Origin of the sequence: Psychroserpens sp. (assembly GCF_034670085.1) — a bacterium.
Lineage (GTDB): Bacteria > Bacteroidota > Bacteroidia > Flavobacteriales > Flavobacteriaceae > Psychroserpens.
Map to the genome: position 1 here is coordinate 1 of NZ_JAXMOD010000008.1, position 18,430 is coordinate 18,430.

General features: G+C 32.7%; 15 protein-coding genes and 1 tRNA gene. 6 read left to right on the top strand and 10 right to left on the bottom strand.

Annotated features, from left to right (window positions below):
- From VOI25_RS13045 to rlmF, 3 genes are all read left to right on the top strand, one after another.
- On the top strand, positions 1-4,754 hold a 4,754-nt coding region (locus VOI25_RS13045), incomplete at its 5' end, for a LamG-like jellyroll fold domain-containing protein (protein ID WP_323789520.1).
- Positions 4,755-4,841: 87 nt separating this feature from the next.
- Complete coding sequence (locus VOI25_RS13050; RefSeq protein WP_323789521.1) at positions 4,842-6,008, top strand: aminotransferase class I/II-fold pyridoxal phosphate-dependent enzyme; 1,167 nt, start codon at positions 4,842-4,844, stop codon at positions 6,006-6,008.
- Positions 6,001-6,888 carry a 23S rRNA (adenine(1618)-N(6))-methyltransferase RlmF gene (gene rlmF / locus VOI25_RS13055; protein ID WP_323789522.1) on the top strand — a complete coding sequence of 296 codons (888 nt, stop codon included), beginning with the start codon at positions 6,001-6,003 and terminating at the stop codon, positions 6,886-6,888. Before VOI25_RS13050 ends, rlmF begins: the two co-directional genes overlap by 8 nt.
- Positions 6,889-6,940: 52 nt before the next feature.
- Here the strand turns inward: rlmF and pckA are convergent, their stop codons facing one another.
- Together pckA and VOI25_RS13065 are read right to left on the bottom strand one after the other, a co-directional pair.
- Entirely contained in the window at positions 6,941-8,551 is a 1,611-nt protein-coding gene (gene pckA / locus VOI25_RS13060; protein WP_323789523.1) for a phosphoenolpyruvate carboxykinase (ATP), read from the bottom strand.
- Positions 8,552-8,589: 38 nt separating this feature from the next.
- Positions 8,590-10,428 carry an SLC13 family permease gene (locus VOI25_RS13065; protein WP_323789524.1) on the bottom strand — a complete coding sequence of 613 codons (1,839 nt, stop codon included), beginning with the start codon at positions 10,426-10,428 and terminating at the stop codon, positions 8,590-8,592.
- A 294-nt stretch (positions 10,429-10,722) separates the two neighbouring features.
- Between VOI25_RS13065 and bshB1 the strand changes: the two genes are divergently transcribed.
- The gene (gene bshB1 / locus VOI25_RS13070; protein ID WP_323789525.1) at positions 10,723-11,439 is read left to right on the top strand and encodes a bacillithiol biosynthesis deacetylase BshB1; all 717 of its coding nucleotides are present in this window, start codon (positions 10,723-10,725) and stop codon (positions 11,437-11,439) included.
- A 202-nt stretch (positions 11,440-11,641) separates the two neighbouring features.
- Positions 11,642-11,717 (top strand) — tRNA-His (locus VOI25_RS13075).
- 77 nt (positions 11,718-11,794) lie between these two features.
- Here the strand turns inward: VOI25_RS13075 and VOI25_RS13080 are convergent.
- The 4 genes from VOI25_RS13080 to VOI25_RS13095 form a co-directional block, all read right to left on the bottom strand.
- Positions 11,795-13,324, bottom strand: a complete 1,530-nt coding sequence (locus tag VOI25_RS13080; protein WP_323789526.1) for a M28 family peptidase — start codon at positions 13,322-13,324, stop codon at positions 11,795-11,797.
- A gap of 86 nt (positions 13,325-13,410) precedes the next feature.
- Positions 13,411-14,451, bottom strand: coding sequence for a M28 family peptidase (locus tag VOI25_RS13085; protein ID WP_323789527.1), 1,041 nt, complete (start codon positions 14,449-14,451; stop codon positions 13,411-13,413).
- Between the two features lie 119 nt (positions 14,452-14,570).
- On the bottom strand, positions 14,571-14,906 hold the full coding sequence (locus VOI25_RS13090) for an FUSC family protein (protein ID WP_323789528.1): 336 nt from the start codon (positions 14,904-14,906) through the stop codon (positions 14,571-14,573).
- Between the two features lie 6 nt (positions 14,907-14,912).
- A complete protein-coding gene (locus VOI25_RS13095; RefSeq protein WP_323789529.1) occupies positions 14,913-15,692 on the bottom strand; it encodes a DUF3108 domain-containing protein in 780 nt (259 codons plus the stop codon).
- 181 nt (positions 15,693-15,873) lie between these two features.
- Between VOI25_RS13095 and VOI25_RS13100 the strand changes: the two genes are divergently transcribed.
- The gene (locus VOI25_RS13100; protein WP_323789530.1) at positions 15,874-16,059 is read left to right on the top strand and encodes a hypothetical protein; all 186 of its coding nucleotides are present in this window, start codon (positions 15,874-15,876) and stop codon (positions 16,057-16,059) included.
- Between the two features lie 193 nt (positions 16,060-16,252).
- On the opposite strand, the gene VOI25_RS13105 is transcribed toward VOI25_RS13100, so the two are convergent.
- The 4 genes from VOI25_RS13105 to VOI25_RS13120 form a co-directional block, all read right to left on the bottom strand.
- Positions 16,253-16,903, bottom strand: a complete 651-nt coding sequence (locus tag VOI25_RS13105) for a hypothetical protein (RefSeq protein ID WP_323789531.1) — start codon at positions 16,901-16,903, stop codon at positions 16,253-16,255.
- Positions 16,904-16,921: 18 nt separating this feature from the next.
- Entirely contained in the window at positions 16,922-17,368 is a 447-nt protein-coding gene (locus tag VOI25_RS13110) for a hypothetical protein (RefSeq protein WP_323789532.1), read from the bottom strand.
- Positions 17,369-17,433: 65 nt separating this feature from the next.
- Positions 17,434-17,886, bottom strand: a complete 453-nt coding sequence (locus VOI25_RS13115) for an Hsp20/alpha crystallin family protein (RefSeq protein WP_323789533.1) — start codon at positions 17,884-17,886, stop codon at positions 17,434-17,436.
- Positions 17,887-18,003: 117 nt separating this feature from the next.
- Positions 18,004-18,423 (bottom strand): hypothetical protein, encoded by a 420-nt coding sequence (locus VOI25_RS13120; RefSeq protein WP_323789534.1) that lies wholly within the window; start codon positions 18,421-18,423, stop codon positions 18,004-18,006.
- Between the last annotated feature and the right edge of the window lie 7 nt (positions 18,424-18,430).

Below are 18,430 nucleotides of genomic sequence, written 5' to 3' on the forward strand. Positions count from 1 at the left end.
CCTTATCTTTAGATCAGACGAGTTTCGATTGTAACGACATCGGAAACAACACAGTAACCTTAACAGTAACAGACAATAACGGAAATGTTTCAACGTGTACAGCAATTGTAGATGTTCAGGATACTACGAATCCAACAATTCCTACTTTACCAATTATAACAGGTCAATGTTCTGCTACTGTCCCAACTCCAACAATAACAGATATATGTTCAGGAACGATCACAGGAACTACCTCTGATGTTTTAGTGTATACTACTCAAGGTTCTTTTGCAATTACATGGAATTTTGATGATGGTAATGGAAACTCAATTAATGTTGTACAAAATGTGGTTATTAATGATACCATAGATCCTACACCTTTATGTCAAGATATTACAATTCAGTTGGATGATACAACTGGAACAGCTACAATTACAGGTGCTCAAATTGATAATGGTTCAACGGATAATTGTGGATCGGTAAATTTCACGTTATCTCAAAGTACTTTCGATTGTACTAATATTGGTTCAAATATTATAGTTTTAACTGTTGATGATGGTAATGGAAACAGTGCAATTTGTACATCTAATGTTACAGTTACAAGCCCGAATATTACAGGTGGAACAGTTTTAGGATATTTAAATAACAATCAAACCATTGCAGATGAAGATAATTTGGTTGAGGTTACAGCTTGTCCAGATGAACCACAGAATGCAACAATTAATTTATATGGTCACACTGGAAATGTAGCGTATTGGGAATATTCACTAAATGGAGGATTAACATGGACAACCGTTGCAAATACTAGTACAACGTACTATTATCCTAACATTCTTGAAACCACTTTAGTACGAGCAGTAATTCAAATTGGATCATGTCAAGCAAACTCTTCAATTGCTTATGTTGTAGTTATTCCACCAGATGTGCCGCCAACAATTATTGGTCCTAATACATTTACAACATGTTTAGGAGAAGACATTACAGTAGAAGCAGAAAGTTCGTTTGGCGTTAATCCTGATTTTAATAATGGTGGCATGTTCAATGAGGCTAATCTTAACAATTTAGGTTGGACGGTTGATGGTGCTGCTGAAATGTCAGCAGGAGGTAATAATACAAGCAATACCTATTGGAAATTAACCAATGGTCCTAAAAAATTCAATGGTAGATGTTTTGATTCTCCAGATGGGAATAAATTTGCTGTTGTAAGTGGTATTCCACCTTATGATAATCCAGACCATACCATTACACCTTTGTCTACACTTGAAACTTCAACATTTAATACTTTAGGCTTAGCATCAGCATTATTAGAGTTTGACCAGGCCTATTTTTTAGAAGCTGGAGCTTGGCTTTTAATTGAGTTATCTCTTGATGGAGGTGCAACGTATCCAATTACGTTAGATCCAGGCGCAGCTTATGATTATACAGGACCTAGTGATACAGGTTTTGTTAATGGACAATCCTTAGGGTTTGGTGGTCAATGTAGAAATTCTCAAGGCACACTAGTAGATAATCATGTAATTGTTGATTTGCAAAATTACATAGGATTAACAAATTTGAGAATTAAATTTACCTATTCTGGTACATCAAATAGTGTTTGGGCACTTGAAAATATTACAATTCCTCAAGCTCCTGTTGATGAGGTCATTGAATGGGAAGATGGTACCGGAACTGTTGTAACAACCGGTTCAATTACAACAATTAGTCCTGTAACTCCAGGAATTCAAACATACGGAGTGACTTCTTTAATAAATGGATGTCGAGCAGATGGTGATGAAGGAACTGAATTTATTTCTGTAGATGCAAGTTTGGCTTATGCAGGAGAAAACATAACACAACTTATAGGCGAATGTGGTGAAGAGGTAAGTTTAAATGCCTATGATAATGATTTGACCGCTGCACAAAATATTAGCAACGGTGTTTCTAATCCGGCAGTATTTACAACAGGAACATATCCAGGAACGCAAGAGGCTGGAGTATGGTCTGCAACTTCGATATCTGGATGTGGAAGTAATTATGTGTTTTCAGATATTTCTAGTCCGAGAACTAAATTTTCTGCCGAGCCAGGTACTTATGAATTAACATGGTCAATCCCTTCTGTTGGTTGTTCAGATACCATTGAAGTAACTATTGAAAGTTGCCCAACAATAGATTTTGATGGAAATAATGATTATATCACTTTTGAAAACAACTATAATCTTTCTAATCAATTTAGTATTGAAGCATGGATAAAACCAGAATCAATTTCAGGAACTCAAACTATTTTTTCTAAAAGAAATGCCAACGATTTGTCCACAGGTTATGATTTGAGGTTAGTTGGTAATATTATACAATTTACATGGAACGCATCTGGAGTGATTCAATCGTCTTACCCTTTAACAACCGACAGATGGTTTCATATTGCGGTCGTAAATTCTAGCGGAACTTATAGATTATATGTTGATGGAATAGAGGTGAGTAATCCAATTGGAGGAAGTGCACCTTCAGTAAACACAATGAAAAGTTTAATTGGTGGTATGGATCAAATAGGAAATGCATCGTCAAGACCAGTTAATTATTATGATGGTTGGGTAGATGAACTTCGAATTTGGAACAAAGCTTTGTCTACTGCTCAAATTCGTCAAATGATGAATCAAGAAATTTATAATAACACAGCAGTAAGAGGTGAAATTGTTCCGCTTGATATAGCTGGTTTGACTTGGGCTAATTTGGATGGTTATTATCAAATGGATGTCAACTGTGGTTACCTTTCAGCAAATGCCGGAAACATTAGAGGTCAATTAAGAAACATGAATTCTATTCAACCTGATTCTGCGCCTTTACCATATACATCAAGAGTGAATGGTCAAGAATGGAATACAGATAATACATGGACGAATTTTAATGTTTGGGATGCTCCAAATAGTATAGGTATTGATGGTATTACTCCAATTGATTGGAATATTGTTCAAACATCACACCATATAGAATCGGGTAATAAAGATATTACGGTATTAGGTTTAATTTCAGATACTGCAAATAAGGAACTAAAAATTTCAGATCCATCTACAACTCAGGATGAAACCAATGACGGACAAGCCTTAAGGGTGACGCACTATTTAGAATTAGATGGTAGTATCAATTTAGTTGGTGAATCACAATTAATTCAAGATGAAGGAAGTATTTTAGATCAAGATAGTGGTGGCTTTTTGGAAAGAGATCAACAAGGTACTGCAAGTAGTTTTCATTATAATTATTGGTCATCTTCAGTAAACCCAACTACTTCATCGGGAATAGGCCAAAGAGGATCAGGAATACCAAGTACTAATGCAAATTATTCAGTAAACGAAATACTCTTTGATGGAACAAATGTAAATGCAGCAAGTGCCATCAATTTCCAAACACCTTTTACTGCTGCTGATGGACCTATTACTTCTCCTATTACAGTTAGTTCGTATTGGATGTTCACATTTAACGGGACAAATAATGATTATTATGCTTGGTCATCTATAAATGCAAATTCATCGTTGGTGCCCGGAGAAGGATATACAATGAAAGGAGTTTCAGGAACAGAAGCTATTGCTACTCCTCAAAACTATGTCTTTAGAGGAAAACCAAATAATGGTGATATTAGTCTTAATGTAGGTTCAGGAAATAATAGATTAATTGGAAATCCTTATGCGTCTTCAATAGATGCTTATGAGTTTATTTTAGATAATACCAATGAAAATGGAGGAAGAGCTCCCACAAATATAATTAATGGCGCATTGTATTTCTGGGATCATTTTTCTGGAGGTACACATCTTCTTGAAGAATATGTTGGAGGTTATGCCACATATACTAGAATGGGAGGTGTAAAAGCTATTTCAAATGATATAAGAATCAATAACAATAATGCTATAGGCACTAAAGAACCAAGTAGGTATATTGCTTTAAATCAAGGCTTCTTTGTTTCAACAGCTTTAGATCCCTCTATTTCTGGAACTACTGCTTCTGTTACAGGTGGTAATGTAACGTTCAAGAATAGTCAACGTATATTCAAAACAGAAGGTTCTGGTCAATCAGTAATGTTTAGAAATGCTAATACTGTAGATAATTCTGATGAGGATCAACGAGAAAAATTGAGATTAATGTTTGATTCACCTTCTGGTTATCATAGACAACTTCTGGTTGGAGTTGAATTAGGGACTTCTTTAGGTTTTGATTTAGGGTTTGATGCACCAATTATTGATATTAATGATGAAGATATGTTTTGGAATTTTAACGATACGAAATATGTTATTCAGGCTATTGATAATTTTGATTCAGAACAAATACTTCCATTAGGATTAATTGTTAATCAAGAAGGAATTTGTACCATTAAAATAGATGAATTAGAAAATATTTCTGATGATAAAACTATTTTTATTTTCGATCAGGAATTAGGCGTATATCATAACTTAAGGACTAGTGATTTTGAAGTAAACTTGGCAATAGGAGATTATTTTAACCGCTTTTTTGTCACATTTTCATCTGAAGATACTTTATCTACTAGTGAAGAGATTCAAAGTCAGACCATTATTAATTATTTAAATGCTTCTCATGAGATTTATGTAAAAACGAATAATGTATCCGAAGTAAAGAAAATTAGCTTAATTAATATTTTAGGACAAGAAATTCAAATTTGGAATAGACCTGCGAATTATATTGTTGACTCTTCCATTAGAATTCCAGTAAAACAACTTTCAGAAGGGACATATATTATTAAAGTTCAAACAAACAATTCAACGTTTAATTCTAAAGTTGTAATAAAACATTAATTTTTTTAATACAATATAGACCTCAAATAGTTGTAACCAAATTCACATACTTTTTTTGTAATTTTAGTATCTATAATTAATACTACTATGTCAAAGAAAAAATTAGGTACAAATACCATTTGTACTCATGTTGGAGAAATTAAGGATGAACAGTTTAAAGGTGCGATTTCGCCCATATATTTATCGACGTCTTATGAATTTGATAATGTAGATATTAAGCGTTATCCTCGTTATTTCAATACACCTAATCAAGAACATCTAGCAAAAAAAATAGCAGCTTTAGAGCATGCTGAAGACGCTCTTATTTTTGCAAGTGGAATGGCAGCAATTAGCCATATGTTTTTAGCGTTTCTGCAAAAAGGTGATCATTTAGTTGTTCAAAACACCTTGTATGGCGGTACAAGTAACTTTATTAGAGAACAGTTTCCTAAATACGGAATTGAGTATACATTTACTGATGGGTGTCATGTTTCAGATTTTGAAGCAGCAATTCAAGCCAATACAAAACTGATTCATATAGAAACACCTTCAAATCCTTTATTGACAATTACAGATATAAAGGCTGTTGCTAATTTGGCAAAAACTAAAGGAATTATATCGTCTATAGATAACACTTTTGCAAGTCCGATAAATCAAAATCCAATTGACTTCGGAATTGATCTCGTTATGCATTCAGCAACAAAATATCTTGGTGGTCACAGTGATATTCTAGCAGGTGCAGTTGCTGGTTCAAAAGACCATATTAAACGAATTTGGAATGTTAGTATAAGTTTAGGTGGAAGTCTTAGTGATTTTACTGTTTGGATGTTAGAACGCAGTATGAAAACTCTGGCATTGCGCGTACGAGCTCAAACCAAAAATGCTAAGAAATTAGCTGAGTTTTTAGAAAATCACAGTGCTATTGCTAAAGTAAATTATCCAGGTTTGAAAAGTCATCCAGATTATAAATTAGCCAAATCACAAATGCACGATTTTGGCGGCATGATGTCGTTTGAATTAGTTGAGGGTATTGATGCTATGACATTTCAAAAACAACTTCATTTAATAAAATCATCTATGAGTTTAGCAGGTATTGAAAGTACAATGTTATTGCCTTCTGAAACTTCACACGCTCTTCTTACTCAAGACCAACGTGATGCAGTCGGAATTAGCAATCAGTTAATTCGATTTTCAGTTGGTATTGAAAGCTTTAAAGATTTAAAGAGCGATATTGCTCAAGCACTTAGTAAAACTAAAACCACATCTTTTGCATAAAAACAACAAACATTCTAAAGGTTATGATTTTGATATCTTAGTTAAGAGTTCTCCAAAATTAGAAGAATTCGTTTTTACTAATACCTTCGGAAATGTAACGATTGATTTCGGAAAACCCAAAGCAGTCAAAGCTTTAAATACAGCATTATTAAAGCAATATTATGGAATTGATTATTGGGACTTTCCTGATGAAAATTTATGTCCACCAATTCCAGGTCGAGTGGAGTATATTCATTTATTAAATGCACTGCTAAAACGTTCAGGTGTCAATGAAAATATTACTGTATTAGATATCGGAACAGGAGCAACTTGTATTTATCCACTTCTTGGTCATGCTGAATACAATTGGAATTTTATTGGCTCAGAGATCGATAAAAATGCACTTGACAATGCCAAGTTAATTGTTGAAAAAAACAAATTAAGTAATCATATTAAATTACGATTTCAAGATAATCCACAATCGATATTTACGAATGTTTTACATCCTTCTGAAAAAGTAACGGCAACCATCTGTAATCCGCCATTCTATAAAAACGAAGAAGAAGCCAATGAAAAAACATTGCTCAAACAAAAGGGCTTAGGTAAGCAAACCAATAAAGTTGTTCGCAATTTTAGTGGTACTGCAAAAGAATTATGGTATCCTGGAGGAGAGAAGGCATTTGTGCATAATTACTTGTATCAAAGTTCACTTTTAAAAACAAATTGTTTTTGGTTCAGCTGTTTGGTGTCTAAAACACAACATGTTTTAAGTATGGAAACATCTTTAAAAAAGCTAGGTGCTACTGATTTTAAAATTCTGCAAATCGCTTTAGGTAACAAGATAAGTAGAGTAGTAGCTTGGACTTTTTTATCTGAAGCTCAACAAAAAGAATGGAAATAAAAAGAGGTTGGTGAATTTTTTTTAAACACCAACCTCTTTTACTTAAGATAATTTATACGTGATCATTTAAATGATGATGCTCATCAATTAACGGTCCACCTTCTATAATTTGTGTTGATGCTTGATTCACAAACTTTTCAAAATTTAAATGGAAAGAATGTGCTAACTGAATAGCTTTACTTACATAAGCACCTTTTTGTAACCAAGTATTTATTGGGTCTAATAAATCTGTTGGTACACCATCACATTCTTTCGGCATAAATAAACCAAAAATTGGATGCTGCTCAAAGTCGGCATTTTCAAGTTTTCCTTCTAAAATAGAGGTGATCATTGCTCTAGTGTATTTCAATTTTATTCGAGAGCCAACACCATAAGGGCCACCGCTCCATCCAGTGTTTATAAGCCAAACATTTACACCAGCATCTTGCATTTTTTTACTTAGCATTTCAGCATATACGGTTGGGTGTAATGGCATAAAAGGTTCTCCAAAACATGCAGAGAATGAAGGTACAGGCTCAGTAATTCCAGCTTCTGTACCAGCAACTTTAGCCGTATAACCAGAAATAAAATGGTAGGCTGCTTGACCTGGTGTTAATTTTGAAACAGGAGGCAATACTCCAAACGCATCACAGGTTAAGAAGAAGATGTTAGTCGGGTTTCCAGCAAATGAAGGTTCTTGAATATTGTCAATATGATATATAGGATAGCTTACACGTGTATTTTGCGTAATACTGCTGTCCATATAATCAATATCACCATCATCTTTAAAGATTACATTTTCTAAGATTGCACCAGGTTTAATAGCCCTGAAAATGTCTGGTTCTTTTTCTTCAGTTAAATCTATCACTTTTGCATAGCAGCCACCTTCAAAATTGAAAATAGTATTATTAGCAGTCCAGCCATGTTCATCATCACCAATAAGTTTACGATCTGGATCTGCAGAAAGGGTTGTTTTACCTGTTCCTGATAATCCGAAGAATATTGCAGTATCTCCATCTTCACCTACATTAGCAGAACAATGCATTGGCAACACATTTTTTTCAACTGGTAAGATGAAGTTTAAAGCTGAAAATATACCTTTTTTCATTTCACCAGTATAAGCAGAACCACCTACTAAAGCAATTTTCTTTGTGAAATTTAAAACAGAAAAATTGCCTTGTCTTAATCCATGCTTTGCAGGTTCTGGGCATTCATATCCTGGTGCACAAAGTACTAACCATTCTTCTTCAAAATTTTCAAGTTCAGAATTTTCAGGTCTCAAAAACATATTATAAATAAACATGTTTGACCAAGGGTATTCTGTTATGGTTCTAACATTCATCTTATATTCTGGATCAGCACAGACGTAACCATCTCTAACGTAGATTTCTTTTCCACTTAAATAGGTTTCAATTCCTGCTTGTAAGGCATCAAAGTTCTCAGGTGAAATTGGTTTGTTTGTTTTTCCCCACCATACTTTTTCTGCAGTATACTTGTCCTTGACTAGAAAACGATCTTGAGGAGAACGTCCTGTAAATTTTCCTGTATTAATTGCAAGTGTTCCATTTTTAGTTTCTTTTCCCATACCTTTTTCAATGGTAATTTGCTGTAGTTCTTCTGGAGAAAGATTCCAGTGTGCAACTGTGTTTTTTAAGCCGTATTTGGTTAGATCTCTTGTTTTCATAATTGTTAGTTTTAAAAGTGTTTCTATAGATAAATAATTTAAATTTTATAAAATGGCCAAATTAAAGGCACTAGTATGAGTGTGGTTGCCAGGAATAGTATTAATAACGGAAACCCAACTTTAAAATAATCCGAAAATTTATAGCCTCCAGCAGTCATGACCATGGCGTTGGTTGTTGTGCCTACAGGTGTTAAAAATGCAGTAGATGCACTTAGTGCAACAGCGATCATAAAAGGTGCTGCAGACATATTAAGTGTGCTCGCCGAAATAATTACTATTGGAGCCATTAGCACGGCAGTGGCAGAATTATTAATAACTTGACTAAAGGTTGTTGTGAGTAGAAAAACACCACCTAATAATATAATAGGGTGTAAACTCCCGAGTGAGTCAACTAAACCATTAGCGATTAAATCTGCAGTTCCTGTTTTTTGTAGGGCTAATCCCATTGGAATCATGGCTGCAATCATAATGACACTAATCCAACTTATCCCTTTATAAGCTTTTGAAATAGGTACACAGCCAAAGAGAAGAACAATACCTGCAGAAATAAGTGCTGCAATTGCTCCTGGTACAAGTTTGAATACTAATAATACAATCATTAAAACTAGAGCAAATAAAGCGATGTATGACTTAGTAGTAATGTTTGTTACTGTTTTAGCCATTCCTTCAGGACTACCACAAAGTACCAAGTTTTCATGATGCTCCTTTAATTGTTCAATGTCACTCCAAGTACCTCTAATTAAAAAGGCATCACCAGCTTTTATTCTTATTTCACGTTCTGTAATTGGGATGTTGTTTCGGGAAGCTGCCATTAGTTGCACACCAAATCGCTTAAAGAAATTACCTAGTCGTATTTTTCTACCAACTAAAACAGATTTTGGTGTTACGATAACTTCAGACATACCAACCTCTTGATTTATTAAATTGTTTCTAAGTTCGTCTGCAATTGGTTCTAATGGTAATAAACCTAATCTGAATGTAATCATTAACTTATTTATAGCATCAGTATCACCTTTTACTGTAATGATATCATGATACATGAATTCTGTTGAATTCGTTGGAAACTCAATAAAAGGATCATTTCCTTTCAAAAGATTTGGATGTCTGCGTTTTATTCTTAAAATAGAGACATGGTGTTCTGATTCAAAGTTCCAATCGCCAAGTTTTGTGTTCAAAAGCGGAGAAACAGATCTTACTCTAAGTCGATAATAATCATCATCAACTTTATAGGCTTCAATCCATTTGTGAAGTGTTGTACTGATATCAACAGGTTTGTTATTGGTTTTATTGTTAGGCAATAAGCGGTATCCAATAAATCTGAAGTAGAGTAATGTGATTAATAATAAAGGCAATCCAATTAGTGCAAACTCAAAAAAGGAGAATCCTTCTAAACCACTTTCAATCATGGTATTATTAACAATAATGTTAGGAGGAGTACCAGTTAAGGTGAGAAGACCACCCGTATTAGAACCAAAGGCAACAGGCATTAATAATTTAGAAGGCATTGTGCCAATACTCCATGCTGAAGCAATAGTAACTGGCATAAGAGTTGCGACTGTTCCAGTATTACTTACAACTCCAGATAATAATCCTGATCCAAGCGTTGTGATTAAAAGTAAACGTGTTGTGCTTTTTCCCGCGAGTTTTATGAATTTTTCTCCAGCTATAGCTGTCCAACCTGTTTGAGAAAGCCCTTCGCCAATAATAAATAAAGCTGCAATCATAATGACTGTAGGATTGCTAAATCCACTAAGTGTTTCATGAAGATCTAATATTCCAAAAATGAATAAACTAATCATAGATAATAATGCTATAATGTCTGGAGTGAATTTTCCCCAAACAAAAAGAGCGATTGTGATTACTAAAATGATAAGCATGAGATTCATTATATGTGATGCTATTTTGGAAGATAAAGTTATTGGTATTAGGTTCCATTTTATATGATATATGTCATTGAATACCTATGAACAACGCTTTTGCGATATTGATCGTTTATTCTTAAAATTATTGCGTAAAATATTTACGAAAACGAGTGAGAAGTATTAACTTATAAATAGTAGCTTTGTTTTGTGAATTTATTTTGAATTATCTATAATCGGTTATGACAGCTTTTAAGTGTTGCACATTATAAAAGGTGTCAAATGTTATTATAGATTTTAAAGATTTTGAAGATGAAATTAGATATACTTGCTTTTGGAGCTCATCCAGATGATGTAGAATTAGGTTGTGGAGCAACCATCGCTAAAGAAGTGGCTAACGGTAAAAAAGTTGGTATCATTGATTTAACTCGAGGTGAATTAGGAACGAGAGGAACTGCAGAAACTAGAGATCAAGAAGCCAATGCTGCTGCTAAAATTTTAGGCGTAGAAGTAAGAGAAAACTTAGCTTTTGCAGATGGGTTTTTTATAAATGATAAAGCCCATCAATTGGAAGTTATAAAAATGATTCGGAAATATCAGCCAGAAATTGTGTTATGTAATGCTATTGATGATAGACATATAGACCATGGAAAAGGAAGTAAATTAGTTAGTGACGCTTGTTTTTTAAGCGGATTGCTTAAAATTGAAACGGCTCTTAATGGGCATCAACAAAAAGAATGGCGACCAAAACAGGTTTATCATTACATACAATGGAAAAATATTAAACCAGAAATAACAGTTGATGTCACTGGATTCATAGAAACTAAAATGATGTCTGTGTTAGCTTATAAAACTCAGTTTTATGACCCTAATAGTAAAGAGCCTCAAACGCCAATTTCGAGCAAAAATTTCACAGACAGTATAAATTATAGAGCTAAAGACTTAGGTCGCTTAATAGGAGTAGAGTTTGCAGAAGGGTATACTGTGGAGCGATATGTGGCAGTTGATAGTTTGTTTGATTTGAAGTAATAATTTTAAAAAAAAGGCTTTGTTGTAATTGCGAAATCATTTACCTTTGCAGTCCAATTTAAATGGTGGCTCTATTTCAGCTGATTAGAGCATTCCTTTTGGAAAGCTTTTTGGAGTTTAAATAAAAAAACATGGTGGTTCTTTCATTTGGTTAGAGCATTCCTTTTATAAAGTTTTTCTAAAACTTATAATAAAATAATATGGTGGTTGTAGCTCAGCTGGTTAGAGCGTCGGTTTGTGGTACCGAAAGTCGCCGGTTCGAACCCGGTCTTCCACCCAGAATCACAAAGCTTCTCAGAAATGAGAAGCTTTTTTTGTGATATTTATCTTTAGTTTTTATTGCTATAAACAGATTCTATTTTGTCTTTACGACTTTATCTACTTTAATTCTTTGTGCTCTATTTACGAGTTCCCAAGCGGTATAAAAAATAAGTCGAGTTCTTTTTTCTAATAGATCGTATTCAATTTTATCTGGCGTATCTGTTACTTTATGATAATCATCGTGCTGACCATTAAAATAAAATGCCACAGGAATATTATGTTTTGCAAAGTTATAATGATCAGATCTGTAATAGTATTGATTTGGATCTGTGTCGTTACTATATCTATAATCTAAATTAATGTTGGTATACCTATTGTTTGCAGCTTCATTAATATTGTATAGTTCACTGCTCAACATATCTGCGCCAATAACATAAACATAATTTCTATCATCTTCATGGTATTTATCTACTCGTCCAATCATGTCAATATTTAGGTTGGCTACGGTATTTTCTAAAGGAAAAATAGGGTTGATGTCGGTATAATATTCTGAACCTTCAAGCCCTTTTTCTTCTGCAGTTAAATGCAAGAATAAAATAGAACGTTTTGGTCGATATCCATCATTAATCGCTGCTTTAAATGCCTGAGCAATTTCTAACATTGCCACTGTTCCTGAGCCATCATCATCAGCTCCATTAGTAACTTCGCCATCTTCAATACCTAAATGATCTAAGTGTGAAGAAATTACTACAATTTCATCAGGTTTTTCTTCTCCTTTGATAAAAGCAACTACATTATTTGAATTGAAGGGCTGAGCTTTCTTTTTAATAGATAGCTCAATTTTCACATCAACTAGTTGAGGTGTATGATTAGTATCAATATCATTAACTAATTGCTTAGCTAATGCTTGAGTAATGATAAAACTAAAGGTGTCATCATCACTACTTGCTTTTGAGATACTACTTTCTTTATTTGTTTGGTAGCGATTTGCATAGTAATTATGAGCAGAATCATCCATAATAAAGACTGCTCTAGCTCCAAGTTTTTTAGCAGCTTCAATTTTTAAGCCTCTAGCTTTACTTCCTGAATTCCATCTGGATTTTTCGGTTGAACCTGTTGTCACAAAGGTGCTATCTGCATTAATAGGTTCTCCAGTTTTGATAATTACAATTTTATCTGTAAGGTCTAGGTTTTTATAATCTGAATAAATAGGATCATCAATACCATATCCAGCATAAACAATTTGATTGACGGTTAATGAAGGTATATTGACATTTCTAGAAGGAATAAAGCCATCAAGCATAGTTGCTTTCTTTCCATTGATAGCTAAACTTACTTCTGGTAATTTTTGATACTCTAAAGGGACTACTTGAAAATAGTTGTTAGTTTCATAGGGAGATGCAACTTCCATACTTAAATATTTTTCCTTTAGATAGTTTGTTGCCAAGTCATGACCAGGTTCACCAGTTTCTCGACCTTCAAATTCATCTGAAGCGAATTGGTGGAGTAATACGCTTAATTCGTCTGAAGTTATTGAGTTACCATAAACTGTTGGGTCAGCTGGTTCTTTTGCGCAAGTCAAGGTCAAAAGGCCTAGAATGCCTAGTAAAAAAATCTTTTTCATAATTGTTTTAGTGTTTTGAAATGCGATATTACGAAAATCTAAAGCATTAGATTTTCAATGGAATTATCTTTAACAAAATTTAACTACTATTTTGAATCTTGATCGACTTCAATACGGTTTTCATTATTAGCAATATACCAAGCTGTAGTAAATATGAGTTTGGTTCGTTTTTGTAATAACGGATAGTTTATTTTTTCTGCAGTATCTGTAATTTCGTGGTAATCGTCATGCGTGCCATTAAAATAAAAAATGACAGGAATGCCATTTTGAGCAAAGTTGTAATGGTCTGATCTGCTGTAATATTGGTTAGGATCACTATCGCTATCTAATCGATAATCTAATTCAAGTTTCGTGAAGTTTTCATTAGCAGATTCAGAAATATAATGCAATTCGGTACTTAAGCGATCTGATCCAATGAGATAAATGTAATTTGGATTGTCTTCATGTGAATCATCTACACGACCAATCATATCTATGTTTAGATTTGCGATGGTATTATGTAACGGAAAAATTGGATGTTTTGTATAATATCTTGAGCCTGTAAGGTCAATTTCTTCACCTGTTAAATGTAAAAAAACGATACTGCGCTTGGGAGCAAAACCTTCACTTTCAGCTTTTTTAAACGCTTGAGCCATTTCGAGCATAGCTGCAGTACCAGATCCATTGTCATCTGCTCCATTATATATGGCATTTTCGGTATAGCCTTCATGGTCTGAGTGTCCTGAAATAATTAAGACTTCTTCAGGATATTCAGAACCTTTAATATATGCGATTACATTTGGAGAACTTTTTATGCCATCCTTAAAAAAGGATTCAGGGACAATTTGATAATAATTATCGGTTCCTAAAGGCGATGCAATATTTTCTTCAATGTAATAGTTTTTCAAATAGTTTGCAGCTTTGTGATGTCCAGGTTCACCAGCTCTACGACCTTGGAACTCATCATCAGAAAACTTATAGACGTGAGTCTTGAGTTCATCTGATGTAATAGTGTTTGCGTAGTTATTAATAATATTAGCATCGGTAAAAACGATACTATCTTTTATGTTCTGTAACTTTTCAGTATGACTTAAAGTCGCGCAGGATCCAACAAGGGTTAAGGCAGATGCCACGATAAGTACTTTCATGTATTGTATTTCTATTTATAAAAAAACTAGGTGCATTGATATAGCTCTAATTTTCAGTCAAATAAAATAAAAAAAAAGATAATATAGAAGTTTTGAACTTGTTTAATTTTAAAATAAAATTATTCAAAGTCAGACTCGTCTAGTTCAATTCCTTCAAGCTCATTTATAGCATCTTCTTGAGATTCAGTTTCCTTTTCTTGTAATTCATCTGTATTTCCAACTTCAACAGTATCAAAAACAGATTTATAAGTTGTAAGTGATAATGCAATTATGGTTAATAGAAAAATCAACTGAATAGATTTTTTTGAATCTTGTTTTGAAAGGTATATCGCTAAAATTCCAAAAAGAAGTGCAGCAATACCTGGAACGAAGGCAATTTTGAATAAAGGCGTAACTGCTAAAACTATGGCCAAAATTGCAGAAATGAATCCTAAAATAATAACTAACTTTTTCATAATCATTTAGTTTTTTAATCCTGTAGCTGACTTAATTTTAAGTTCACCACTACCAACAGGAATTTTAAATTTTGCATATACAGGAATCTTATTAGCATCAGCTGTTAACCAAAGGAGATTATCATTAGTACCTTTTAGGACATTACTATTATTAATTGAAATTGATAATTTATAGCATTCTTTTTGTCCGAGGCTTGTGTTTATAGTTTCTTTTTTTAGGTATTTGACATTAATTGAAAACTCTTCATTATCAAAAACAACTTTAAATATTTGGCTATCGCCTATACTAGCTTTGTGAATATCTAGATTTCTAATATTATAGATTGTACTCACTAAGTCTTTGGTAGTGCTTCCAATTTTTATTTTCTTTTTCTCTTCCCATGTCGTACCATCTTTCCTTTTTTTACGTTTTATACTTTCTACAGTATTTATTTTACGCTTGAATTTATACTGCATGAATTTTTCATAACCTCCTTCATTAATGTCTCTTTTATAAAGATATGGTGTTAGACTTTTCGGACTTACATAACTTTCATATAAATCTCTAATCTTAAAAAAACTATCCCATTTACTATATGTAGCTGCAGTGCATTTTAATTGTAACAAAGTAGATGTAGATGTTTTTACTTCACTAGTTTCCATTGTGACTTGAGCGATCTCTGTAAGTAAACCTGACATGGAATAAGAAGCACTAAATGTAAGTTGTTCGTTAGTACCAATAGATGAGTTTTGAGCACTTATAATTGTTGAAACAATAAGCGAAATAATAAGTAGTACGTATCTCATGAGCTAGGTTTTGTTTAATAACGTTTCATTAAACATTTATTGTGCCAAATGTAATACCGAAATTTTAGATATGGAAATTTGAAACTAACAGTAGTATTGAAAGTTTTATTTGTGAACTCAAATTGAAGCTGTTTTCTATTAACTTTTTGTTAACTTAGTAGTTTAAACTAATCCTCAATTAATGAATTTCTTAAGAAAAATAGGACTGTCAAATGCATTTATGTTGTTGCTTTGCGCTCTAATTATTGTTGTTGCTGAGTATCTGTTCCTTAGAGGAGACAAGCTTCATGCAATCTTCATTGGCCTTTGGGCGCCAACAATTTTAGGTCTAGTAATTTTTATAAAACAGATCACTAATGGACGCTAACGAAATTGTATTTTGGTTTTCTGGCTTCGTTTCTTTCTGCGTAGTTATTTGGGCTGTTATAATCATCCGTGCGTATATCAAGGTTGATCAAGATAGATAATTAATCTAAAAAAAACACTGTTAATAACGTAAAGGTCTTTTTAAGAACAAGAAGTTCTTCAACAGCTTGATTTATGAAATTAACCACTACTAATTAATCGTCAATCTCATTTTCTATTAGTATTGGTCTCACTATTTGTTCTTCTTCTAAAACAACAATGGCTAACCTAACATAATCATTTATAGTTTTTTTTATGGATTGAGATTCAGGGTCTGTAATATTGATATAGCCTTTCCATATAAGTTCTCTGTCTTTAGTTGGACAAATGCAATACATTGAGGTTTCAGCATTATAAACTTGATATTCATTGTAATAATTAGGATTATAAACGATATCCTGGTGCATTAAATATTCCTCTTTGAATTTGCGATAGGTATTATTGTAATCTTTGTAACTTTCTCGATAAGAAATTTTTTCTTCAACACCAATAACTTTAGTTAGTAGGATAGTATCAAAACCATCTTCAATAAGCTGGCTCTCAAGAGAATCTAAATCTGCAATAGACATTTTTTTTGAGTTAAAAATATCCATACTCATTTCGGCTTCATAGCCTCTAAGTATGAGTTCTTTTTTTAGTTTCTCTTCAAATTTTTCTCTAGCCTCTTCATCTGAGGTCAAACCTATAACAAGAACTTTATAAGATTCGTAACTCTCAATTTCTGGGTTTTTCCAGCTTTCAACTAATTGAGTTGAAGAACAACCAACTAAAAGTAAAACAGAAACTATTAGAACACATTTTTTCATAGCATTTGTATTTAAAAGTTATTTTTTATCAATTAAGCGTCTTTGTTTGTCTTCTTTTTTGATGTCTTTTATGATATTGAAGAGTTGTGCTTTGAGCAATTTATATTCTTTTAAGAAGTTAGCGATTGTCACAATTAAACCACTATGTTCTTTAGTGTAGGCCTTTTCTTCTTCAACTTGGTCGATACCATCTACCATTATTTGAAGGTCATTTTCGTGTGTTTTTACGACTTCAATAAGTAAATTATTTCGCTTTTGAGATTTATTAATGGCATCAATAATTTCTTTGGTATCTGAAAATTTTCCAAAGTCGATTATTTGAGATGTAAATTTGGTTATGAGATCTTCAAAAAACAGATGCTCATCTCTTAGAAACTTTAATTCTGAAAGCCATTCTTTTGAAGCGTCATGCATTTGGTCTGCGCTCAGCCATTCTACATAATGTATGTGAGTTTTAGTTGTCATGTTATGCTTTTTTAAATGCGAAAGCAGAAAGTAATCCCTCTAACTACAATCTGCTTTCTTGATTATTATAAAACTTCAATTACTTTTTTTGGTTGTTCTTTTGCTTCTTCTTTCTTTTGAAGATTTAACTTAAGAATACCATTTTTGTAAGTGGCTTTTACTTCCTGATCAGTATTTATTGATTTTGGTAGTTTTAAAGATCTTTTAAATGAATTATAACTAAACTCTTTGCAAGTGTAGTCTTCATCCTCTTCTTCAGATTCTTTTTTCTTCTCACCACACACGTTGAGTGTATTATTATCTATGGTAACTTCAAAATCTTTTTTTGAAAAGCCAGGAGCTGCAAACTCAATTTCAAAGTTTTTGTCTTGTTCTTTCACGTTCATTGCAGGCATCAAACTGTCTTCTTCTAAAAAGTCATGATTGAAAAAATCATCATTGCTTAAAAAGTTCTTTAAACTTTCATTTGACCATCTTGGAAATAATCTGTTTCCGTTGTTAAATTTAATAAGTGACATAATTTTTTTGGTTTTAGAGTTAAACTTAATTATCTGTTACTAATTTACTAATGAAGTATATTCTATGAAATGATATCAGTCAGTTTGATCTCTTAATTTATGAGGTGCTTTTATGGTCTAGCAGATTTTAATTACACTGTGTAAATATTCAAACATTTGTCTTTTACTATTTATCGTTTTGTAAAAAAATGTATGAAATTTTTGTTCCAATACATCAAATTTTTCAATACATAAACTGTCACATTCTAAATCATTATATTCTATTTTTTGGGCTATCTTATTGTTGTTATTAGTTGCCTCTTCAATAAGTAGAATAAGTTCAGAATCTGCAAGCTCTATCTCTTTTTTATACTGTTGTAAAATTTCAAAAAGATTCCTTGTATTTGGCTTGTAAATAGAAGCTTCAATGAGATGCTTAATGAATTCATAATCAGTTTTGAAGGCTTTCAGTATTGCTATGTTTTGGAACATATTATATTGTAATTCATCTATTGTTTTGCCTTTATTAAAACTTTTATAATTGTTTTTAGTTTCCATGAGTTTT